Annotated in this window: 17 protein-coding genes; 12 read left to right on the top strand and 5 right to left on the bottom strand. The window is 54.0% G+C overall.

The genetic code is table 11. The annotated features are described in order from the left end of the window. The first annotated feature begins 329 nt into the window (after nucleotides 1–329). From RT120_RS05250 to RT120_RS05205, 10 genes are all read left to right on the top strand, one after another. Nucleotides 330–866, top strand: coding sequence for a fimbrial protein (locus RT120_RS05250; protein WP_312980278.1), 537 nt, complete (start codon nucleotides 330–332; stop codon nucleotides 864–866). A gap of 53 nt (nucleotides 867–919) precedes the next feature. Continuing rightward, on the top strand, nucleotides 920–1,609 hold the full coding sequence (locus RT120_RS05245) for a fimbria/pilus periplasmic chaperone (RefSeq protein ID WP_312980275.1): 690 nt from the start codon (nucleotides 920–922) through the stop codon (nucleotides 1,607–1,609). Nucleotides 1,610–1,649: 40 nt separating this feature from the next. Then, complete coding sequence (locus RT120_RS05240; RefSeq protein WP_312980273.1) at nucleotides 1,650–4,226, top strand: fimbria/pilus outer membrane usher protein; 2,577 nt, start codon at nucleotides 1,650–1,652, stop codon at nucleotides 4,224–4,226. A gap of 66 nt (nucleotides 4,227–4,292) precedes the next feature. Further along, nucleotides 4,293–4,820, top strand: coding sequence for a fimbrial protein (locus RT120_RS05235; protein WP_312980271.1), 528 nt, complete (start codon nucleotides 4,293–4,295; stop codon nucleotides 4,818–4,820). A 35-nt stretch (nucleotides 4,821–4,855) separates the two neighbouring features. Then, nucleotides 4,856–5,959, top strand: a complete 1,104-nt coding sequence (locus RT120_RS05230; protein ID WP_312980269.1) for a type 1 fimbrial protein — start codon at nucleotides 4,856–4,858, stop codon at nucleotides 5,957–5,959. A gap of 85 nt (nucleotides 5,960–6,044) precedes the next feature. Beyond that, complete coding sequence (gene recR / locus RT120_RS05225; RefSeq protein WP_312980266.1) at nucleotides 6,045–6,650, top strand: recombination mediator RecR; 606 nt, start codon at nucleotides 6,045–6,047, stop codon at nucleotides 6,648–6,650. Nucleotides 6,651–6,884: 234 nt separating this feature from the next. Next, nucleotides 6,885–8,759 carry a molecular chaperone HtpG gene (htpG, locus tag RT120_RS05220; RefSeq protein WP_312980264.1) on the top strand — a complete coding sequence of 625 codons (1,875 nt, stop codon included), beginning with the start codon at nucleotides 6,885–6,887 and terminating at the stop codon, nucleotides 8,757–8,759. Between the two features lie 187 nt (nucleotides 8,760–8,946). Then, a complete protein-coding gene (adk, locus tag RT120_RS05215) occupies nucleotides 8,947–9,591 on the top strand; it encodes an adenylate kinase (protein WP_312980261.1) in 645 nt (214 codons plus the stop codon). 130 nt (nucleotides 9,592–9,721) lie between these two features. Next, nucleotides 9,722–10,684 carry a ferrochelatase gene (gene hemH / locus RT120_RS05210; RefSeq protein WP_312980258.1) on the top strand — a complete coding sequence of 321 codons (963 nt, stop codon included), beginning with the start codon at nucleotides 9,722–9,724 and terminating at the stop codon, nucleotides 10,682–10,684. Between the two features lie 62 nt (nucleotides 10,685–10,746). Beyond that, a complete protein-coding gene (locus RT120_RS05205) occupies nucleotides 10,747–12,054 on the top strand; it encodes an inosine/guanosine kinase (RefSeq protein WP_312980255.1) in 1,308 nt (435 codons plus the stop codon). Between the two features lie 73 nt (nucleotides 12,055–12,127). Here RT120_RS05205 and ybaL read toward each other — a convergent pair whose 3' ends face one another. Both ybaL and RT120_RS05195 read right to left on the bottom strand, forming a co-directional pair. Further along, nucleotides 12,128–13,804: a YbaL family putative K(+) efflux transporter gene (ybaL, locus tag RT120_RS05200; protein ID WP_312980253.1), complete on the bottom strand. Its 1,677-nt coding sequence runs from the start codon at nucleotides 13,802–13,804 to the stop codon at nucleotides 12,128–12,130. A gap of 232 nt (nucleotides 13,805–14,036) precedes the next feature. After that, on the bottom strand, nucleotides 14,037–15,251 hold the full coding sequence (locus tag RT120_RS05195; RefSeq protein ID WP_312980251.1) for an MFS transporter: 1,215 nt from the start codon (nucleotides 15,249–15,251) through the stop codon (nucleotides 14,037–14,039). A 189-nt stretch (nucleotides 15,252–15,440) separates the two neighbouring features. On the opposite strand from RT120_RS05195, the gene ushA reads away from it, so the two are divergent. Beyond that, nucleotides 15,441–17,093, top strand: a complete 1,653-nt coding sequence (gene ushA / locus RT120_RS05190) for a bifunctional UDP-sugar hydrolase/5'-nucleotidase UshA (RefSeq protein ID WP_312980248.1) — start codon at nucleotides 15,441–15,443, stop codon at nucleotides 17,091–17,093. A gap of 45 nt (nucleotides 17,094–17,138) precedes the next feature. Here ushA and ybaK read toward each other — a convergent pair whose 3' ends face one another. The 3 genes from ybaK to copA all read right to left on the bottom strand — a co-directional run bounded on the left by ybaK (nucleotide 17,139) and on the right by copA (nucleotide 21,085). Continuing rightward, nucleotides 17,139–17,618: a Cys-tRNA(Pro)/Cys-tRNA(Cys) deacylase YbaK gene (ybaK, locus tag RT120_RS05185; RefSeq protein ID WP_312980246.1), complete on the bottom strand. Its 480-nt coding sequence runs from the start codon at nucleotides 17,616–17,618 to the stop codon at nucleotides 17,139–17,141. An 82-nt stretch (nucleotides 17,619–17,700) separates the two neighbouring features. Then, nucleotides 17,701–18,498 (bottom strand): TraB/GumN family protein, encoded by a 798-nt coding sequence (locus RT120_RS05180; protein WP_312980244.1) that lies wholly within the window; start codon nucleotides 18,496–18,498, stop codon nucleotides 17,701–17,703. Nucleotides 18,499–18,583: 85 nt separating this feature from the next. Continuing rightward, a complete protein-coding gene (gene copA / locus RT120_RS05175) occupies nucleotides 18,584–21,085 on the bottom strand; it encodes a copper-exporting P-type ATPase CopA (protein WP_312980242.1) in 2,502 nt (833 codons plus the stop codon). 248 nt (nucleotides 21,086–21,333) lie between these two features. Here copA and cas3 point away from each other — a divergent pair, with 248 nt between their 5' ends. After that, complete coding sequence (cas3, locus tag RT120_RS05170; RefSeq protein WP_312980239.1) at nucleotides 21,334–24,012, top strand: CRISPR-associated helicase/endonuclease Cas3; 2,679 nt, start codon at nucleotides 21,334–21,336, stop codon at nucleotides 24,010–24,012. Nucleotide 24,013 lies beyond the last annotated feature (1 nt).

Below are 24,013 nucleotides of genomic sequence, written 5' to 3'. Positions count from 1 at the left end.
ATATATCACGCTTTGTTTTTATTGTGTGAATATGAGAAACCCCGGAATGATTTATTATTCCGGGGTTTTGTTTTTGGAATTATTGAATGCGTTGCTTGCTTCTATTTAGGTGAGTTGCGTATATATAATGAATTTAAGCGATTTGTGCTTAATTGCTGCTATTTTCCTTGTGCTAAATGTCTTCGGTACATTAGCATTCTTATGCTCCATGCTAGTAGTTTGTATTATTAATTCATTTTATAGGCTTTGGTATATATTTAATATTATCCTACTGAAAATACGCATTGAAAATATATGTTCTGATGCCATTCATTTACTAAGGAACGGGTATGAAAATGAACGTGGTTAATAATTTCATTCTTTCTTCATTTTTAATTTCAGCAGGCATTAGCGCAGCAAATGCCTCTGATACCATCACTTTTAACGGTCAAGTTATTGATTCAGCATGTACGATTATTGTCAACGGAGGAAATTCAACCATTGAAATAGGTACGATCGCGAAAGATAATTTATCCAATAAAGGAAATACGGGGGCACCGCAAGCATTTGATATATCCCTGACATCCTGCCCTCAGGCTGCGGCCGGTGTTCCGACTAAAGCCTATATCAAATTCTCTGGCCCAACGGAAGGCGACCCGACTTACTTTAAAAATGTCTCGACAGTGAATGCTGCTCACAATGTGGGCGTACTGTTGAAACAGGGTAGTACAACGGTAAAAGCTGATGCTAACAACGATGCTATCGATCTGCCGCCAGCAGGCGGTGATGTAACTGCGAACTACACCGCTCAGTTGGTTGCCACTAACACAGGGGCCACTGCGGGTAATGTAACCAGTGTCTTAACCTATAACGTCAGTTATCTCTAAGTAATGTGTGGCGAGAGGAGAAAACGCTTCTCCTCTATTTTCTGGAATATTCAATGAAGCAGTTACTCTTTATTTTGTTATGCATGTTGTCGTTTTCAAGCACATTAGCCTTTGCCAATATTGTGGTGGGCGGCACCCGAGTAGTATTTGACGGTACGCGTAAAGCGGCGACATTATCAATCGATAATAAAGATAAAACAGCAAGCCTTGTACAATCCTGGTTGACGCCGATTGATGCGACATCTCCGCCAAAAGACTGTTTTATCATTACGCCGCCATTATTCAGAATGGGGGCAGGTGAACAAGCGACTTTACGTATAGTCCGTTCCGGGAAACCCTTACCTGAAGATCGTGAGTCAATGTATTGGCTCAATGTGAAAGGTATTCCTGCGGCAGAGGAAGAGGAGGGTGCTGGTAAAAATATGTTACAAATCGCCATTAACTCCCAGATTAAACTTATTTTTCGCCCGGCGAGTTTGAAAGCTCTTTATTCAGAGGATTATGCAGAAAAACTGCAATGGCAGGCGGTTGGGCAAATGATAAAGGTTAAAAATCCGACGCCGTTTTACGCTAATTTGTTCGAACTTATCGTCGACGGTAAAACTATTCCAGGTAACTGGTTTATCGCACCGTATGCTGAACTGAGTATTCCTGTTGAGAAACCACAAACGCATGGCCAGGTGACATGGCAAATCATTAATGATTTTGGTTTAGCCGGGAAGCACTATTCAGCCGCTTATTAGTTTATTGAGAGTTAAAAGCGATGCAGGAAGCAAGCTACGCGTGAATGTGTATATCAAAAAAATAGCCTGGGGTGTAGTAATGGGGACATCTTGCGTTTCGCTGAATGTACTGGCTAAAGAGTATTTTAACCCCCACCTGCTTGAAACTACTGAAACCTCAGCGCCGCCCATCGACCTGGCGATGTATGCAGAACAGAACCTGCCGCCCGGCGATTTTAATCTCGATATTTATATCAATGACGCTTACGTAGATTCCACTACCATAACGTTCAAAGCGGTGGAAGAGGCGGGTAAAGCGGGCGTGATGACCTCCAACGCCCAGCCCTGTCTGAGCATTGGGCAACTACAACGATGGAATATTCGTGTCGAACGTTATCCCGAACTGGCAGCAGACAAGAGTGGTTGCGCGAATCTTTCGGCCATTCCAGAATTGAAAATAACCGTTAAAATGAGTACGCAGCGTCTGCAACTGCTTATCCCGCAAGTCGCTATGCTGGCTCCCGCACGGGGCTTTATACCGGAAGAAAAATGGGATGATGGTATTAATGCGGGGTTACTCAATTACAGCCTGTCCGGGCAAACCCATCATTCCCGCAACGATGGGGCAACTGCCAACAGCCAGTTTGTGGTCTTACAACCCGGCCTGAACGTTGGTTCCTGGCGTTTACGCAATTATTCCACTTTCGATCATGATGAAAACACCCGTGAGTGGCAGTCAGTTTACAGCTATGCCGAGCACGATATTCGCCGTTTGAAAAGCCGGTTAACGCTCGGCGAAGCCAATACCACTGCGGGTATTTTTGATAGTCTGCAATTCACCGGGCTGCAACTCAGTTCTGACCCGGAAATGTTACCTGACAGCCTGCAAGGATTCGCACCCGTGGTGCGTGGGATTGCGAAGAGTAATGCACAAGTCACCGTCTACCAGGACGGCTACAGCATTTATAAAACCTCTGTGCCAGCGGGTGCTTTCGAAATCAGAGACATGAATCCGACAGGGAGTTCAGGGGATTTACACGTCATGGTAAAAGAAGCTGACGGCAGCGAGCAGAGCTTTATTGTCCCTTATGCGTCATTGGCCATATTGCAACGTGAAGGGCAATTCAAATATGGCGTTGTTGGTGGGAAAACGCGCTCCAGCAATGGGCAAAGCCAGTCGATGAATTTCTTACAGGTTTCGGCGGCGTATGGTCTTCCCTATGGCGTTACTGTCTATGGTGGATTTCAACAGGCTGAAGAGGCATTTACCCATATTCTGGTTGGCTCCGGACTGAATCTTGGCCTGATTGGCGCCGTGTCAGTTGACGTTTCGCAATCGCTGGCAACGATAAACGGGCGCGGGCAAAACAATCCCTCTTCCCGTAGCCGTGGTGAGTCCTGGCAAGTGCGTTACAGTAAAGCATTCCCCGAAACCGGCACTGACATGACTGTTGCCGGTTCCCGGACTTCTTCCCGTGATTATTATTCGCTGGCTGACTTCGCTGACCTGAGATATTCGCTGAGCGAGGATAACGGTGATACGGATGACAAGCGCGATAGTCATCGGCTTGAAGCGACGCTTTCGCAGAATACCGATTACGGTTCGATGAGTTTGTCGTGGGTGAGCGAATCTTACTGGGATCGCTCAAGAACCGACTCCCTGAGCGTTGGGTTAAGCAGTTCGTGGCGGAAAGTTTCCTGGTTTATGAGCTATGCCTTCAACCACAATGTTCCCGGCGCTGACGATTCCAGTAAAACAACCAACGACAATGTGCTGTCATTAACCCTAAATATTCCCTTTGACGCTTTTTGGAATAATGAGCGCTACGATTCGGTTTCCGCCAGTTATAGCGTGAGTCAAAGCAAAGACGGCCCAACGGCGCACAATGTCGGCTTGAACGGCACCGCCTTTGCAGATAATTCATTAAGCTGGCAAGCGCAGGAAGGCTATACGACGGATACCCGCAGCACGTCGGGCAATCTCAGCCTCGCTTATCAACACGCCAGCGCCAATCTATCCGCCAGCTATGGCTATGACGATTACAGCAACTATTACAACTACGCGATACGTGGCGGAGTCCTCGCCCACGCGCAGGGCATTACACTTTCCCGATCGTTAAATGAAACCGTCGCGCTGGTACAGGCGCCAGGTGTAAGAGATGCGCCGGTAAACGGCCAGGTGAATCTCCTGACGGATTCGAGCGGTAATGCCGTGGTGCCTTATATCCGGCCCTATCATGAAACCAGCGTGAGCATAGATGCCCAGGCCATAGCGGAAGCCGGTGCGGAAATCGAAAACGTAAACCGAACGCTGGTGCCCACGCGCGGTTCGGTGGTCAGGGCGCGTTTTCAAACATTTATTGGATTTCGCGCAATGATGACACTTACTTACCAGCATCATCCTGTGCCTTTTGGCGCCATCGTCACCCGTAGTGATGATGAAGATGATGAAAACCTCCCTGAGCAGCGCAGCAGTATTGTCGGCGATGAGGGTCAGGTTTATATCGCGGGCTTGAAAGAAAAGGGGACGCTTTGGGTAAAGTGGGGGGAAGCCACGAACCAGCAGTGTCGCCTGAACTATTCATTCATCCGCCCGCAAGTGGAAAAGATCATGTTGTATCACGCTGAATGCCTTTAGCTGCGATATGGCGCTGGTGGAGGAGTTGCCTGTATGACGATCGCGTGTTCATGTTACCGAAGCCTCATGACCCTTGCTGTGCTCTGGTGTTGCGCGGGTGGTTTTCTTCGCGCAGATGCGTTTAACAGTCAGGAGACTCTCGCTTTTACCGTGACCGGCAATATTGTCAACGCGGTGTGCCATGTCGATACCCCGTCAACCGTTGATCTGGGGGTGTGGCGTCGGCAGGATTTGTCAGTTAAAGGGGGGAGCAGCACCACTGTGCCGGTTGAATTACGGTTAACGGAATGCGCGACGGGTGTTACCGAGGCAACGGCGAGCTTTACCGGCACGCCCTACAACAACGACGCATGGGCGCAGGTGCTTTACGCCAACACCCGGGATGATGGCGCGCAAGATGTTGGCCTGCAACTGGTGAATGGCGACGGTAAGCCGCCGGTTAACCTTGCCAATGGCGCTCACTATGCGTTTGCGCTTAATAGCCAATCTAAAAGCGGGCAGTTAATCCTTCTCGCCCGTATGTTTTCTCCCGGCGGCTCGCCGGGTGCGGGCGAGTTTTCTTCCGCCGTTACGATTAATTTCGCTTACAAATGATCTCCACTGAGCCTGTTAATCATAAGCCAGGGTATATGAAACTTTTCTTCCGATTACTGTTACTTTTTTCCTGTGTCTTTCCGGTGAATGGCTGGGCGGCATGCCATCGCGACGTTGACGATCGCGTATCGGTCTCCACGATTGTGCTACCCACGCAGTTGCTGGTTAATAGCACGCCTTATGCACCCGGTGAGATACTTTATGATTCCGGCTATTTAGCGGGCAGTGAAAGCGAAGTGGCTATTTTGGATTGTAACGCCCTCTACTTTATAGGTTTTTTTTATCAAAGTGCCCCGCAAACTGGCCAGGCCACCGGCAATTATGTTTATCCCACCACGGTGCCGGGCATCGGCGTCAGGGTTTTTACCCATAACCAGACCGGGCCTTATGATTTTTTGCGGGCAATCAGTAATGAATGGGTAAAAGGCTACGGAAGCACTGCGCAAAGCGATCATACGATGCGGGGTTCAGCCTACCGCCTTCAACTGGTTACCACCGGTGGGAACATCGCCAGCGGAGAGTTAAACTTGCCTTCACCTCTGGCCCGGGTTGAGTTTCGTGAGCATCGGGATGCCAGTTCGCAAGGCGACATTGTTTCGCAGTTGAATGTTACTTCTACTTCAATTGATGTCCGGGCGCTGGGATGCACTGCCGATGTCGCCTCGCTCAACTTCGCTATGGGCGATATTCTTGTCGCGGCTTTTGATGCCACCGGTAAGGCCGGAGAAGTACAGCAACAGGTCATTTTAAACTGTGAACCCGGCACCAACGTCTCGCTGGCTGTTATCGCCGCTGCCCCGGCGCAAGGCGACACGGCGAACAATACCGGCATCGCCTTATCAAATGCGGGGAGCGAAGGCGTGGCGAAGGGGGTTGGTGTTCAGCTTAATTTGCGCGGTGCCGATTATGACAGCGGGGCGAATGGCATCCCCATCAACACACCTCTTCAGCTATGTGCTTCTCACCGTACCGTCGACGGTGAAAAGGGATACCGTTATTTTTCTGGCGATGTACATAACCCTGACGGCTGCCAGCGCTCTGTAACATTGAATTTCAACGCGAATTATTATCGGACATTGCCCACAGTTACGCCGGGTAGGGCCAATGCCGCCGGGACGCTCAATCTCACCTATAACTGATCTTAATTTACGGTGTCCAGGCGTAACACCAAATGATAATCTACGCGCTTTATAATTAATCAGGCTCGTTAAAGGACACCTTTTCATGCAAACCAGTCCTCTGCTGACACAACTGATGGAAGCGCTGCGCTGCCTGCCGGGCGTTGGCCCGAAATCAGCGCAGCGTATGGCCTTCACGCTGTTGCAGCGCGATCGCAGCGGCGGCATGCGCCTGGCGCAGGCGTTGACCCGCGCCATGTCGGAAATCGGCCACTGCGCCGATTGCCGCACCTTCACCGAGCAGGAAATCTGCCCTATTTGCGCCAACCCGCGCCGTCGGGAAAATGGCCAAATCTGCATAGTGGAAAGCCCGGCGGATATCTACGCGATTGAGCAGACCGGGCAGTTTTCCGGCCGCTACTTTGTGCTGATGGGCCATCTCTCTCCGCTGGATGGTATCGGTCCGCAGGATATCGGTCTGGATCGCCTTGAGCAGCGTCTGGAAAGCGAGTCGCTGAAAGAAGTGATCCTCGCCACCAACCCCACGGTGGAAGGCGAAGCCACGGCCAACTACATCGCGGAACTGTGCGGGCAGTACGGCGTTGACGCCAGCCGCATCGCTCACGGCGTACCGGTCGGCGGCGAACTGGAAATGGTGGACGGCACCACGCTGTCGCACTCTCTGGTCGGTCGTCACAAGATTGTTTTTTAATCATTCGGAGCGTGTCTCACCACGCTCCGCTTGAAATTCACTTCCGTTATCCCCATTTCTCCCTCAACGTTTTATACCCGTCATACTTCAAGTTGCCGGTGCGTTGGCTGCGTTCGCTCACCCCAGTCACTTACTTATGTAAGCTCCTGGGGATTCTCTCACTTGCCGCCTTCCTGCAACTCGAATTATTTAGGGTATCCATCCCATTAAATGGCATTGTTGAGGTCGACTTAAATGAAAGGACAAGAAACCCGTGGTTTCCAGTCAGAAGTAAAACAGCTTCTGCACCTGATGATCCATTCCCTGTATTCCAACAAAGAAATTTTCCTGCGTGAGCTGATTTCCAACGCCTCCGATGCGGCGGATAAGCTACGTTTCCGCGCGCTGTCCAACCCGGATCTGTACGCAGGCGACGGCGATCTGCGCGTGCGTGTTTCTTTTGATAAAGCTAACCGCACCCTGACTATCGCCGATAACGGCATCGGGATGACCCGCGATGAGGTGATCGATCACCTGGGCACCATTGCAAAATCCGGCACCAAAGCATTTCTGGAAAGCATGGGCTCCGATCAGGCGAAAGACAGTCAGTTGATCGGCCAGTTCGGCGTGGGCTTCTACTCTGCGTTTATTGTGGCGGACAACGTCACCGTTCGTACCCGCGCCGCGGGCGTTAGCGCTGAAGAGGGCGTGTTCTGGGAATCGGCGGGCGAGGGTGAATACACCGTTGCTGACATCAATAAAGCCGATCGCGGCACCGAAATTACCCTGCACCTGCGCGAAGGCGAGGACGAGTTCCTCGACGACTGGCGCGTGCGCTCGATCATCAGCAAATATTCCGATCACATCGCGCTGCCGGTTGAGATCGAGAAGCACGAAGAGAAAGACGGCGAAACCGTCGTCAGCTTCGAAAAAATCAACAAAGCCCAGGCGCTGTGGACCCGCAGCAAGTCTGAGATCAGCGATGATGAGTACAAAGCGTTCTACAAGCACATCGCCCATGACTTCACCGATCCGCTGATCTGGAGCCATAACCGCGTGGAAGGCAAGCAGGAGTACACCAGCCTGCTGTATGTGCCGTCCCAGGCACCGTGGGATATGTGGAACCGCGATCATAAACACGGCCTGAAACTCTACGTGCAGCGCGTGTTTATCATGGATGACGCCGAGCAGTTTATGCCGAACTACCTGCGCTTTATCCGTGGGCTTATCGACTCCAACGATCTGCCGCTGAACGTGTCGCGTGAAATCCTGCAGGACAGTACCGTGACCCGCAATCTGCGCAATGCGCTGACCAAACGCGCATTGCAGACCCTGGAAAAACTGGCGAAAGACGATGCGGAAAAATACCAGACCTTCTGGAAACAGTTCGGCCTGGTGCTGAAAGAAGGCCCGGCGGAAGACAACGCCAACCAGGAAACCATCGCTAAACTGCTGCGCTTTGCGTCCACCCATACCGATTCTTCTGAGCAGACCGTGTCACTGGAAGAGTATGTGGCGCGCATGAAAGAAGGCCAGGAAAAGATCTACTACATCACGGCCGACAGCTACGCCGCGGCCAAGAGCAGTCCGCATCTGGAGCTGCTGCGTAAGAAAGGCATTGAGGTACTGCTGCTTTCCGATCGCATCGATGAGTGGATGATGAGCTACCTGACCGAGTTCGACGGCAAGAAATTCCAGTCCATCGCCAAAGCGGACGAGTCGCTGGATAAGCTGGCGGATGAAGTGGACGAGCAGACCAAAGAAGCGGAAAAAGCGCTGGAGCCGTTCGTTGAGCGTGTGAAAACGCTGCTGGGCGACCGTGTGAAAGAGGTGCGCTTTACCCACCGTCTGACCGACACCCCGGCGATTGTCACCACCGACAACGACGAAATGAGCACCCAGATGGCAAAACTGTTTGCCGCTGCGGGCCAGGCGGTGCCGGAAGTGAAATACATCTTTGAGCTGAACCCGGACCACGTGCTGGTGAAACGCACTGCGGATACCCAGGATGACGCGCGCTTCAAAGAGTGGGTGGAATTGCTGCTCGATCAGGCGCTGTTGGCCGAACGCGGCACCCTGGAAGATCCAAACTTGTTTATTCGCCGCATGAACCAACTTCTGGTTTCGTAATGCTGCTTTTTCCCCCTCTCGTTACGCTGAGAGGGGGAAATTCCCGCCACTCTGTGTTTTATTGCCTCTCTCCAGGCGCTTGAAAGCATTCACCTGTCCCGCGTTTCTTGTCGTAGTACTGCCTTTAGTGGTATGGTTTTGGCCTCGCTACTTTCAGTAATAATCAAATCGTATGGGGAATTACGCAATGCGTATTATTCTGCTCGGCGCTCCGGGCGCAGGAAAAGGTACTCAGGCACAGTTCATCATGGAGAAATACGGCATTCCGCAAATCTCTACCGGTGACATGTTACGCGCCGCAGTAAAATCCGGCTCTGAGCTGGGCAAACAGGCTAAAGACATCATGGACGCCGGTAAACTGGTGACCGATGAGCTGGTGATTGCCCTGGTAAAAGAGCGCATTGCTCAGGAAGATTGCCGCAACGGTTTCCTGCTCGACGGTTTCCCGCGCACTATCCCGCAGGCCGACGCCATGAAAGAAGCGGGCATCAAGGTCGATTACGTCCTTGAGTTCGCCGTGCCGGATGAGCTGATTGTTGACCGTATCATTGGCCGCCGCGTACACGCTGCGTCTGGCCGCGTTTACCACGTCAAATTCAATCCGCCGAAAGTGGAAGGTAAAGACGACGTGACCGGCGAAGAGCTGACCACCCGTAAAGACGACCAGGAAGAAACCGTGCGTAAGCGCCTGGTGGAATACCATCAGATGACCGCGCCGCTGATCGGCTATTATCAGCAAGAAGCGCAGGCGGGCAACACCCAGTACGCGAAAGTTGACGGCACCAAAGCGGTCAGCGAAGTGCGCGCGGAACTGGAAAAAATCCTCGGGTAATTCCTCGCCGCGTCACACAGAGCCAGCGCTTTTCTTTCCCAAAGAAGGGAGTTGGCTCTCATATCAATAGATTTATCCTGCCAGGTTTTCAGCTACAATTATCAGCCATTTAGTCAGGTAAGGGCGGGTAATGCGTTTCGAAAAAACAGGTATTTTACTGGTCAATCTCGGTACACCGGATGCCCCGACGGCGCCCGCTGTTAAACGCTATCTACGCCAGTTTTTAAGCGACAAACGCGTCGTGGACACCTCTCCATTGCTCTGGTGGCCGCTGCTGCGCGGCGTGATCCTGCCACTGCGTTCTCCTCGTGTCGCTAAACTCTATCAATCGATCTGGATGGAAGAAGGCTCGCCGCTGCTGGTATATAGCCGCCGCCAACAGCAGGCGCTATCGGCGCGCTTGCCCGATATTCCGGTGGTGCTGGGCATGAGCTACGGCAGGCCATCGCTGGATAACGCCATGGCGGAGCTGGTCGAAAATGGCGTCACCAATATCATCGTGCTGCCGCTTTATCCTCAATATTCCTGCTCCACGGTGGCCGCCGTGTGGGATGAGCTGGCGCGCATCCTCGCGCTTTATCGCCGTATTCCGGGCGTGAATTTTATTCGCGATTACGCGGATCATCCCGCTTACATCAACGCGCTGGCGGGCACGGTGCGGAAATCCTTCGCCCAATACGGCGAGCCGGATTTGCTGTTGATGTCCTATCACGGCATTCCGCAACGTTACGCCGATGAGGGCGACGATTATCCGCAACGCTGTCGCGATACCACCCGCGAACTGGTCGGCGCGCTGGAAATCGCACCGGAAAAGACCATGATGACCTTCCAGTCGCGCTTTGGCCGCGAGCCGTGGTTAACGCCGTATACCGACGAAACCCTGAAAATGCTGCCGGAAAAAGGCATCAAACATATTCAGGTGATGTGTCCAGGCTTTGCGGCGGACTGTCTGGAAACCCTGGAAGAGATCGCCGAACAGAACCGCGAAATCTTCCTTGAGGCAGGCGGTGAGAAATACGAATACATTCCGGCGTTGAATGACGATGCGGCGCACATCGAGATGATGGTGCAACTGGTCTCGCGCTATCGCTGATCGCACCCCGATGGCGGAGTGTGTTACCATGCTCCGCCTGATTAGCCACCGATCCACATCCCATGAAATTTCCCGGTAAACGTAAATCCAAACACTATTTTCCCGTCAGCCTGCGCGACCCGTTACTGCTGCAACAGGCTTTACCCGATAACGAAGCCAGCCCGTCATGGGTGGTGGGTATTGACCAGACGCTGGTGGATATCGAAGCGCGCGTCGACGATGCGTTTGTGGCGCGTTACGGCTTAAGCCTCGGTCATTCGCTGGTAATTGAAGATGATGTGGCGGAAGCGCTTTATCAGGAGCTGGTGCGCGAAAAGCTGATTACCCACCAGTTTGCCGGTGGCACCATCGGTAATACCATGCACAACTACTCGGTACTGGCCGATGACCGCTCGGTACTGCTGGGCGTGATGTGCAATAACATCACGCCAGGCAGCTATGCCTACCGTTATCTGTGCAACACTTCCAGCCGTACCGACCTGAACTATCTTCAGGGCGTTGACGGCGCAATTGGCCGCTGCTTTACGCTGATCAGCGACCAGGGCGAGCGCACCTTTGCCATCAGCCCTGGCCATATGAACCAGCTACGCCCGGAAAGCATTCCTGAAGCGGTGATCGCCGGGGCGTCGGCGCTGGTGCTGACCTCCTATCTGGTGCGCTGCAAGCCGGGCGAACCGATGCCGGAAGCTACCATGACCGCTATTCGTTACGCCAAAAAGCACAATGTGCCGGTGGTGCTGACGCTGGGCACTAAGTACGTGATTGCCGATAACCCGCAATGGTGGCGTGACTTCCTGAAAGAACACGTGTCGATTCTGGCGATGAACGAAGAGGAAGCGCTGGCGCTGACCGGAGAAAGCGACCCGTTGCTGGCGTCCGATAAAGCGCTGGACTGGGTTGACCTGGTGCTGTGCACCGCCGGGCCGGTAGGCTTATATATGGCGGGTTATACCGAAGAAGAGGCGAAGCGCAAGACCCAGCATCCGCTGCTGCCGGGGGCGATTGCCGAGTTCAACCAGTATGAATTCAGCCGCGTGATGCGCTTACAGGATTGCCAGCAGCCGCTGCGTATTTTCTCGCATATCGCGCCGTATATGGGCGGGCCGGAAAAAATCATGAACACCAACGGGGCAGGCGATGGCGCACTGGCGGCGCTGCTGCACGACATCACCGCCAATAACTACCATCGCACTAACGTGCCGAACTCCAGCAAGCACAAATTTAACTGGCTGACGTACTCGTCGCTGGCCCAGGTGTGCAAATACGCCAACCGCGTTAGCTACCAGGTGCTGAACCAGCACTCTCCGCGACTGACTCGCGGCCTGCCGGAGCGTGAAGATAGCCTTGAAGAGGCGTACTGGGAGCGGTAGGTTAGCGCCCAATAAAAAGGCTGGTCAGCATTGCTGACCAGCCTTTTTTATTGATGAAAGTGATTAACCGGAATTACCCCGTTACCGCCTCATCCAATTGGGGTTTACCCAACAGCGCCAGCATGGTGTTGGCGATTTCCCGCTCGCCCATCACCACCTGATTAGCGCCGCGTTCGCTGATGTAATCCACTTCATCATCGTAATGGGCGCGGGCGATAATTTCGATATCCGGGCATTTGGTGCGGGCCGTCGCGACGATTTCCCCAGCCTCGTAGCCGTTGGGAATGGTCAGCAGCAGCCAGCGCGCGCAATCCAGATGCGCCAGGCTCAGGATTTCCTCATTGGCGGCATTGCCCAGAACGGCGCGAATACCGCGTGAGCGCAATTCATCAACCCGCGTCCGGGACGTTTCGACCACCACCAGCGGAATACCTTGCTCCATCAGCTTTTCGCCCAGCAGGCTGCCGACGCGGCCATACCCCACCAGCAGGGCATGATTGCAGATATCCACCGGGTTTTGCTGCTCTTCTTCCAGCGCCTCTTCAAGCGTTTGCTCTTCCAGGGTCTCGGTTTTATCGAGATATTTTTCAAGGATGGCAAACAGGATCGGGTTGAGCATAATCGACAGGATCGCCCCCGCCAGCACCAGATTCTGACCCTCCTGCGGCAGCAGATCGAGCGCCATACCGAGGCCCGCCAGGATGAAAGCAAATTCACCAATCTGCGCCAGGCTTGTGGAAATGGTTAACGCCGTCCGTTGAGAATGACCAAACAACCGCACCAGCGCAAACGCCGCCAGTGATTTACCGAAAATGATGATGATCACCGTACCCAGCACCGCCAGCGGCTGCTGGATAAGAATCAGCGGATCGAACAGCATCCCCACAGAGACGAAGAACAGCACCGCGAAGGCGTCACGCAGCGGCAGCGTGTCGTGGGCGGCACGATGGCTCAGTTCCGATTCGTTGAGCACCATCCCGGCGAAGAACGCACCGAGCGCGAAAGAGACGTCGAACAGTTCAACCGCACCAAACGCAATACCCAGCGCCAGCGCCAGAACCGACAGGGTAAACAGTTCGCGGGAACCGGTCGCGGCGCTGCGCGCCAGGATCCACGGCACCACGCGGCGGCCCACCAGCATCATCAGGGCGATAAACGCCACGACTTTGCCGATAGTGATCCCCATATCCAGCGACAGCGAGGCCAGCCCGACGTTGCCTTTTTCCAGCATTCCTGCCACGGCGGGCAGCAATACCAGCGTCAACACCATCACCAAATCTTCAACAATCAGCCAGCCGATAGCGATTTGTCCGCGCTGGCTGTCAATTAACTGCCGTTCTTCAAGCGCCCGAAGCAGTACCACGGTACTGGCGGTGGAAAGACACAATCCGAATACGATGCCGGTCATCAGTGACCAGTCAAGCGTATACGCAAGCCCCATCCCCAACAGCGTCGCCACCGCAATCTGTGCGATGGCGCCCGGGATGGCTATCGACTTTACCGCCATCAAATCCTTAATTGAAAAATGCAATCCCACACCGAACATCAGCAGGATAACCCCAAGCTCCGCCAGTTCTGGCGCTAATTTGGTGTCAGCCACAAAACCCGGCGTAAATGGCCCTGCTAAAACCCCAGCAAGCAAATATCCCACCAGCGGTGATATACGTAACCTGTTGGCCAGCATGCCCAGCAAAAAAGCGAGCACGAGGCCGCCGACAATGGTGGTGATAAGCGGGGTGGCGTGATGCATTCCGTCTCCTTTCGTATCCAGTGGCTCCCGACCTGGTTAAAACCAAGCCTCCTGCAAATAGTTTATGACAATTTCATACGTCTCGTTTATGAATAATTGTTGAAATTTGAAGAAAAATGGCATTTGGACGAGAAAACAGCACCAGAGAGTGGATTTCCGTCTTTATTGAGCATAAAGCGTGAGGATATGCGGGGTACAGCAGCGGCCAAAACAGAGCTTTGGCCGCGTTACGTTACGCTTTGCGGCGGTTATCCGGCAGGAATACCGTGAGTATCCCCAAAAGCGGCAGGAAAGCGCAGATTTTATAAACCAGAAAAATACTGGTCTGGTCAGCAACGAAGCCAAGCACTGCTGCACCAAGGCCTCCCATGCCGAAGGCGAAACCGAAGAACAACCCGGAAACCATCCCAATGCGTCCCGGCATCAACTCCTGGGCATACACCAGAATTGCCGAAAACGCCGAGGCCAGAATAAAGCCGATGATGCCCGTCAACACGCCCGTCCACCATAAATTGGCGTAAGGCAGGATCAGTGTAAAGGGCGCGACGCCGAGGATGGAACCCCAAATGACCAGTTTGCGACCAATCTTATCGCCCACCGGCCCGCCGATGACGGTGCCCGCCGCCACGGCGAACAAAAAGCCGAACAGGTGAAGCTGGGCGCTTTGCACCGACAGGCTGAACTTCTCCATCAGGTAAAAGGTGAAGTAGCTACTGATGCTCGCCATATAAAAGTACTTCGAGAAGATAAGGATCAGCAGCACGCTAATTGCCTGAATCACCTGCGGGCGCGGCAGCGGGTTTTCGATTTTCACCACCGGCCGGCTTTTCGCCAGACGGTGCTGCGCGGCATACCAGCGGCTGACCTGCGCCAGCACCACAATCGCCAGCAGCGCGGCCAACACAAACCAGCCCACATTGCCCTTACCATACGGCGCGATAATGATAGCCGCCAGCAGCGGGCCGAGAGAGCTGCCGAAGTTGCCGCCTACCTGAAACAGCGATTGCGCCAGGCCATGACGGCCACCGGAGGCCATACGCGCTACGCGGGACGATTCAGGGTGAAACACCGACGAACCGGTACCGACCAGCGCCGCCGCGAGCAGCACCATCGGGAAACTGTCTGCCATCGCCAACAGCACCAGGCCGCAGAGAGTAAAGCACATGCCAATCGGCAGCGACCAGGGCATCGGGTATTTGTCGGTATAATGTCCGACCACCGGTTGCAGCAGCGACGAGGTGAGCTGGAAGGTCAGGGTAATCATGCCGATTTGCACAAAGCTCAGGGTAAATTCAGCCTGCAATAGCGGATACAGCGCCAGGATCAGCGACTGGATCATATCGTTCAGTAAATGCGAAAGGCTGATTGCGCCCAAAATGCCGAACGAGGTGCGGCTTTTTGGCGGCGAAGCCGGTTGCCCGGTTATCGACTGGGTTTGTTGACTCATGCCATAGATTCCAGAAAACGATTTTATTATTAACGGATAACGCAGGTAATTATCCGTAGGGAGAATAGTTACTCTGCTAACATACCGCGCATCTCTGAGTGAGGAAAGTCGCAAATCTGAAAAGGAAGTGGTATAGGGTGGCTTACCGCTATACTTTTGCCTAAAAGTTATTTTAAAGGGAGCTTTGACATGGGGTTAGCCAAATCCGGCCTGGCACTGGCCTTGTTTATGGCCTTCGGGATGCTGAGCGCGCCCGCGCAGGCTTACGAGCAAGATAAAACGTATAAAATCACCATCCTCCATACCAACGATCACCACGGTCACTTCTGGCGTAACGAATATGGCGAATATGGCCTTGCCGCGCAAAAAACGCTGGTGGACGGCATTCGCCAGCAGGTCGCCGAGCAGGGCGGTAGCGTACTGTTACTGTCCGGCGGCGATATCAATACCGGCGTGCCGGAATCTGATTTGCAGGACGCGGAACCCGATTTTCGCGGAATGAATCTGATTGGCTACGATGCGATGACCGTCGGCAACCATGAATTTGATAATCCGCTTACCGTTTTACGCCAGCAGGAAAAGTGGGCCAAATTCCCGTTTCTCTCCGCCAATATTTACCAGAAAAGCACCGGCGAACGGCTGTTTAAACCCTGGGCGTTGTTTAAGCGCCAGGATTTGAAAATCGCGGTCATCGGCCTGACTACCGACGACACCGCCAAAATCGGCAATCCGGAATTTTTTACCGATATCGAATTTCGCAAACCCGCGGAAGAAGCGAAGCTGGTGATTCAGGAACTACAGCAAACCGAAAAGCCGGATGTGATTATCGCTACCACCCATATGGGGCACTACGATAACGGTGAACACGGCTCTAACGCGCCGGGTGATGTGGAAATGGCGCGTAGCCTGCCGCAAGGCGCACTGGCAATGATTGTTGGCGGTCACTCACAAAATCCGGTGTGTATGGCGGCGGAGAATAAAAAGCAGCAGGATTACGTGCCCGGCACGCCGTGCGCGCCGGACCGCCAGAACGGTATCTGGATTGTCCAGGCGCACGAATGGGGCAAATACGTCGGCCGGGCGGATTTTGAATTCCGCAACGGTGAAATGAAGTTGGTGAATTATCAGCTGATCCCGGTGAACCTGAAGAGAAAAGTCACCTGGGATAACGGCAAGAGCGACCGTATCCTTTACACCCCGGAAATCGCTGAAAACCAAAAAATGCTTTCGCTGCTGTCACCGTTCCAGAGCAAAGGCAAAGCGCAACTGGACGTGAAAATCGGCAACATCAACGGACACCTGGAAGGGGACCGCAGTAAAGTCCGTTTTGTGCAGACCAACCTCGGCCGTCTGATTCTGGCGGCGCAGATGGCGCGTACCGAAGCCGATTTCGCGGTAATGAGCGGTGGCGGTATCCGTGATTCGATTGAGGCCGGCGACATTACCTATAAAGATGTGCTCAAGGTCCAGCCGTTCGGCAACACCCTGGTGTATATCGATATGCCGGGCAATGCCGTGGTGGAATATCTCACCGTCGTGGCGCAGAAAAAACCGGATTCCGGGGCTTACCCGCAGTTCGCCAATGTGAGCTTTAGCGCCTCGGGCGGCACCCTGAGCGACCTGAAAATCAAAGGTGAGCCGGTCGATCCCAATAAAACTTACCGCATGGCGACCCTGAGTTTTAACGCCACGGGCGGCGATGGCTATCCACAAATCGATAACCAGCCGGGCTATGTGAATACCGGGTTTATTGATGCGGAAGTGCTTAAACAGTACATCCAACAGAACTCGCCGCTGGATGTGAATGCTTACGAACCGAAAGGCGAAGTGAGCTGGCAATAAAACACAGCGAACCGGGGCGATGCAGCCCCGGTTTTTTTATCGGCGCTAATCGCGGCGAGCAATATCTGCAAAGGTGGCGTTAAGCAGCGAGGCCAAATCGCCCGCCGCCAGTTCGATATCCAGGCCGCGTTTGCCGCCGGAGATATAAATGCTCGGAAAGTCCCGTGCGGGTGCGTCGATCAGCGTCGGCAGGCGTTTTTTCTGGCCTAACGGGCTGATACCGCCCACCAGATAGCCGGTGGTGCGCTGCGCGACCATCGGGTCGGCCATATCCACTTTCTTTGCGCCTAAGGCTTTTGCGACCTTTTTCAAATCCAGTTGGGTAGCGACGGGCGTAACCGCTACCGCCAGTTGCTTGCCGTCGCCATTCATCGAGACCAGCAGGGTTTTGTACACCTGATCGGCATTCAGCCCCAGTTTGCGAACCGCTTCGTCGCCAAAATTGGTTTCATGCGGATCGTGATCGTAGGCGTGGATTTTGAAGGTGATTTTATTCTTTTCGAGCAGTTTTACCGCGGGCGTCATGGTAGTTCCCTGATGTTCACTCAGTCATAAGAAAAGGTTAAAAGCAAAGGCAGCGGAAAAATAGAACAAAATTGCGCATCCGCTACGGGTTCTTCAGCAGCGCCGGAACATTTCCTTCGCCATACAGATGCAGCGCGCCCACCGCCACGACGTAACGGCCCGGCGGCAGGTTATGGAGGAATTCGCACCATGCCATATTTCGTTGATGCATCAGGACATCATACAGATCGTGCGCGAAGGTATTGGGCAGGGAGACGTTATTATCGCGCGGCGGGTTACCGAGCCACCAGCCAATCATCAACTGCAATAACCGGGCGTTAGTGTGCCAGTGGGTGAGCGTGTCGTGAAGTAAACCCAGGCCCTGCTCAGGCAACTGGCGCAGCAACGCGATCTGGCTGTCTGCGCCTTCCAGCTCAATCACACGGGTATGAGTGGCCTGCGCCGCCTGTAATAGCTGATAGTCGATACCGTATTCCGGGCGTAACCCCAGGCTTTGCGCCTGGTGGGCTTGCAGCATTAGCGCCACCTGCCAGGCGGGTTGATGGTCAAGGCGCGCAAGGGGAATAGACAGTTCGCTGGCGATTTTTTCAATCTGCTCAAAGCTTGCCGCATCGAGCCGCTCTTGCAGCGGGCGTTCAGCCTGATCAAAGCCAAACGGCGAACCGCTTTCGCGAATATCCGCCTCGACGATCAGGGCATCGGCGCGACGTACTTTTTCAACCAGGCGCTCTGAAAGCGGGGACATATCCTTTGTGCCCATATGGATGCTGCCGACCAGGTGAAGATAGCGTTTATCGGGCAGCGTAATGTCGATGGCGGGCCAGGGATTAACGGGAGAAAGGTTCCCCAGCAGTGCGCGCAGACGATCGAACAAGCCCATAGATGCGTTCCCGGTAAAAGAACTCATGCTAACGCGCTGAACAGAAACGTGCAAATAAGCCCGGGAGAGCCTCCCGGGGTTAGTATCAGGTTTTGGGTTTAAAGCGTAACAAGCGGTTGGCGTTGCCGACCACGGTAATCGACGACAGCGCCATTGCCGCGCCCGCCACCACCGGGTTTAACAGCGTTCCGGTCAGCGGCCAGAGGATACCGGCGGCAATCGGGATGCCCAACGTGTTGTAGATAAACGCGCCCAGCAGGTTTTGCTTCATATTACGCAGCGTGGCTTTGGAAATCGCCAGCGCATCGGCAACGCCCATCAGGCTGTGGCGCATCAGCGTGATAGCGGCGGTTTCAATCGCCACATCGCTGCCGCCGCCCATCGCGATACCGACATCCGCCTGGGCCAGCGCGGGGGCATCGTTAATGCCGTCGCCCACCATCGCCACCTGGCGGCCTTCGCGTTGCAGTTTGGCAATGGCTTCCGCTTTACCATCTGGCAGCACGCCTGCAATCACCTCATCAATACCTGCTTCTTTGGCAATGGCCTGAGCGGTGATGGCGTTATCGCCGGTCAGCATCACCAGGCGGTAGCCTTCGCGATGCAGACGGGCCAGCGCATCGCGGCTGTCTTCACGCAGCGGATCGCGGATTGCCAGCAGCGCCGCGGCTTTACCGTCAATGGCAAGCAACACCGGCGTTGCGCCCTGTTGGGCCTGGCGTTCAATTTCTGCATCTAACTCGCGGGTGTCCACCTGCTGCTCATGCAGTAACGCCTGGTTACCCAGCAACAGCGAATGGCCTTCGGTTTCACCACTGACGCCCAGCCCGCGCAGGGTACGGAAACCATTCACCGACGGCAGCGACATTTCCTGGGATTTATCGAGGATAGCGCGCGCCAGCGGGTGGCTTGAGCCTTGCTCCAGTGCGGCGGCCAGACGCACCGCCTGCTGCTCGTCGATGCCTTCGGCTACAACCACGGCGACCACCTGCGGTTTACCTTCGGTCAGCGTGCCGGTTTTATCGAACACCACCGTGTCGAGGGTACTGGCGCGTTGCAGTGCATCGGCATCACGCACCAGCGCGCCAAACTCGGCGGCACGGCCCACGCCAGAGATAATCGACATCGGCGTTGCCAGGCCCAGCGCGCAAGGGCAGGCGATAATCAGCACCGTGGTGGTGATCACCAGGGTATACACGATTTGCGGTGCCGGGCCGAAGAAGAACCAGATTGCGCCGCTGAATAGCGCTATCAGCACCACGACCGGGACAAACACGGCAGAAATCCGGTCAGCAAGTTTGCCGATTTCCGGCTTACTGCTCTGCGCCTGGCGCACCATGCGAATAATGCGCGACAGCGTGGTATGGTTGCCGACCGCGCTGGCGCGGAACAGCACGCTGCCGTCCTGCACCACGGTCCCGGCGTGGACGTTCTCGCTGGGGCCTTTTTGCTGAGGGATCGGCTCGCCGGTCAGCATTGCTTCATCAAACCAGGCTTCGCCTTCGGTGATCTCACCGTCGACCGGAACGCGATCGCCGGTGGTCAGGCGCAGCATCATACCCGGTTGGACTTCCGCCAGCGGCAGCGTTTGCTCGCCGTTTTCGGTAACCACGCGGGCGGTGGGCGGCGTAAGGTCAAGCAGGCGTTCCAGCGCTTTCGACGACCGCTGGCGCGCCCTGGCTTCCAGCATATGGCCGAGGTTAATCAGACCGATAATCATGGCGCTGGCTTCGTAATAAAGGTGGCGCGCTTCCATCGGGAACCACTGCGGCCACAGGTTGACGCTCATGGAGAACAGCCACGCGGCCCCGGTGCCTAACGCCACCAGGGTGTCCATGGTGGCGGTGCGGTTCATCAGGCTTTTCCAGGCGCTGCGGTAAAAGTGGCCGCCTGCGAAAATCATTACGCCCAGCGTGATCGCGCCGATAACCAGCCACAGTGCACGGTTATCCTCGGTGACCATCATATTGTCGCCGAACATGCCCCAGATCATCACCGGGATACCTACCGCCAGCGCGAGTGCGGACTGCCAGCGAAAGCGCTTCATCGCCGCCTGGGCGGTTTGCTGCTGGCGCTCGCGCCGTTCGTTATCGTCTTCAATGGCTTCAGCGCCGTATCCGGCTTTCTCAACCGCGCTGATTAATTCGCTTGCGGAGGCGCTACCCATTACTAACGCGGTGCGCTCCGCAAGATTCACCCGTGCCTGGGTCACGCCGGGAACGCCTGAAAGCGCATTTTGCACCCGGCTTACGCAACTGGCGCAACTCATGCCGTCGATGAGCAACTGTTGGCTGTCATCATACGACGCGTCTGCCGGAAGCGAGGTGGGCGCCGCTGTCAGTGCTTCCGACGGGATTGATGACTCTGCCAGCGGGTCAGCCTTTGGGTGGCTTAACTCCGCCCCGTATCCGGCTTCTTTAATGGTTTCGATTAACGCCTCGGCAGACGCGCTGCCGGTGACCTGTGCGGAAGTAATGGTGACTTCAGCGGTATCGACATCAGGACGTTTTTCCAGGCTTTCTTTTACCCGTTTAACGCAATGGCCGCAGGACAGACCATCCAGGGTGAGATCAACAGTATGAGACATTGTGAAACTCCTTCTCGGTGAGCCAGATTTGATTGGCTTTGGTGACGTTATAGAAGGGTAAACCTTCCATCAAGGGGAAGGTCAAGGGGGAGTGGAACAATGTTAATTCTGTGGATATTTCGAGACCCGGAACGAGATGCTGTCCATGCCTGGACAATGAAAAATAATTGTTTGATATGTATCAACCTGGTCATGGTGTTGTCGGCGGACAGTAAGGTCTCCTGTAGTGATCTAAAAGTGAGACTACGATGAAAAAAAGGATTTTTTCGCAATACTGGGGGAAAACGGTCAGGGAAGATTCGCAACAGACAGGCTGTCATTTACTGAGCTGGCATTCGCTTGATGTTGCCGCTGTGGCTTCATGCTGGTGGGAAGGCTCTTCCTTGATTCGGTCAGTTTTTTGCCGTAACTCGCCTTCACTGGATGAAAAGCAGGTTAAAGCCTGGGTACTGTTTTTCATTGCCCTACATGATATCGGTAAGTTTGATACCCGGTTTCAGTGCAAGTCAGTAGAAACCTGGCGAATGTTATTTCAGGGCGACGCTAAGCTATCAGCGCGGGATTATTCCTGTTGTCAGGGTTTTGATCATGGTGCGGCGGGGCTGTACTGGTTTATTGAAGATTATCAACCGATGCAGGAAGGTTGTGATTTTACCTGTTTCGACGAGCCTGAACCGCATCCCCTGCATAGCTGGATCCCATGGATAGAAGCGGTGACGGGTCACCACGGTTATATTCGTCCTCAACATGAACTGAACGATAACAACCTGAGATGGCCGACATTTTTATCCCCCTTACTTGCTGAACGCGACAGGCAAGCGCGTTGCGAATGGATTGAGGCACTTGAGGCGCTATTTCTTAACCCGGTTGGATTATCCGTTAACGATACACCACCTGATATTTCGCCCTTAATGTCTGGGTTTTGCTCAATTGCTGACTGGCTGGGTTCCTGGCGCAATAACGACACTTTTCAATTCAGTGCCGCTATCCCTACGACAATGGATCAACTAAGGGATTACTTTATAGCAAAGTGCGAAAAGGATGCGCCCATCGTATTACAACGTAGTGGCCTGTTGGCGGATGCGCAGGCTTATCAGGGCGTGCAAAAACTGCTTTCAACCGGTCATCAGCCTCGTCAGTTACAAGTGTTGGTCGATGCGCTGCCGCTTGAGTCTGGCGTCACGCTTATCGAGGCGCCGACGGGTTCCGGTAAAACCGAAACCGCGCTGGCCTATGCCTGGCGACTCATCGATGCCAATCTGGCCGATAGCATTGTCTTCGCTTTACCTACTCAGGCCACCGCCAACGCCATGTTTGAAAGAATGGCGTTTCTTGCCGGATGTCTTTTCTCTCAGCCAAACCTGATCCTCGCTCATGGTAACGCCAGGTTTAATAACGATTTTCAGGCAATAAAACAGCGTGGTCAAAATGCCCAGGGCAATGATGAGGCATGGGCGCAATGTTGCGAATGGCTAGCCTTAAGTAACAAGCGCGTTTTTCTTGGTCAGATTGGCATCTGTACCATCGACCAGGTCCTGATTTCAGTCCTGCCGGTAAAACACCGCTTTATCCGCGGTTTTGGGGTAGGACGCAGCGTGTTGATCGTCGATGAAATTCACGCCTTCGATACCTATATGAATGGCCTGCTGGATGCGGTTCTTGACGCGCAATACAAAGCGGGAGGCTGCGCAATCTTGCTTTCTGCGACCTTACCGGAACAGCAGCGCCATCAGTTATTGAATAACTATGGGAAGGCGGTTGCGTCAAATGACACTTGTACTTCCGCACCATATCCCCTGATTAACTGGCGGGGTAACAAAACTGCCGCCCAATGGGATCTCCAGGACTTGCCTGAGCATTTACCGCGTCGATTCGCACTTGAACTTGAGTCAATAAAATTAACGGATTTAATGCCTGATCAAACACTGATTGACCGGATGCTGGCCGCAGCCCACACGGGTGCGCAGGTGTGCTTAATCTGTAACCTGGTGGACGTGGCGCAAAAGGTTTGTCGTGAACTCCAGCAAAAAAGCGGCCCGGATATTGACGTCATCCTGTTCCATTCGCGCTTCACGCTTTTGGATCGCCAAAGCAAAGAAGAAAACGTGCTGCGTTATTTTGGCAAAAACGGTGATCGAAGCCGTGGTCGAATCCTGGTTTCGACCCAGGTTGTGGAGCAATCACTGGATGTCGATTTTGACTGGTTAATCACTCAACACTGCCCGGCAGATTTATTATTCCAACGGCTTGGGCGTTTGCATCGCCATGAGCGCGATTCACGTCCCACAGAATTCTCTTTCCCATTTGCTACCGTTCTGCTTCCAGACCAGGCAAGTTACGGTTTGCACAGCAAAATCTACGGCAATGTCCGCGTACTTTGGCGTACCCAACAGCATCTCGAAGCGCTGAGTGCGCAACCGCTTTATTTCCCGGATGCCTACCGGGAATGGCTTGACGTGATTTACTGCCCCAATGAGGCGGATGAACCTGAGTGGGTAACGGCTGCGATGGATGAATACGAAATGCAGCAGTTAGTCAAAAGAAGTAAAGCCCGCGATATGCTGGGCTGGGCCGCTCGGGCCCCATTGAATGACAGTGATGAAAAAATTCAGGCGGTGACACGTGACGGCGAAATGAGCCTGTCAGTCGTGCCATATCTGCAAACCGAGCAGGGTAAGCAGTTACTGGATGGACGAGTTATCGAACACCTGGACGAGTTTTCGGTGCGTGAGGCATTAGCGCTTAACCGCGTTAATGTGCCGAATTCCTGGCGCAAAACGCTGGATGACCCCCTGGATGAGCACGGGATGCTTTGGCTGAATGGGAGGACTGCCGATGGCTCGTGGCTACACGAAAGAAAAGGAATGACGCTTATTTATACAAAAGAATCAGGGATGACCAAAGTCATCCCAAACGAAGCACTGTGAT

The organism is Atlantibacter sp. (assembly GCF_032062175.1).
Lineage (GTDB): Bacteria > Pseudomonadota > Gammaproteobacteria > Enterobacterales > Enterobacteriaceae > Atlantibacter.
Note: the sequence above shows the minus strand (reverse complement) of the source record. Positions and strands in the feature narration are given on the sequence as shown.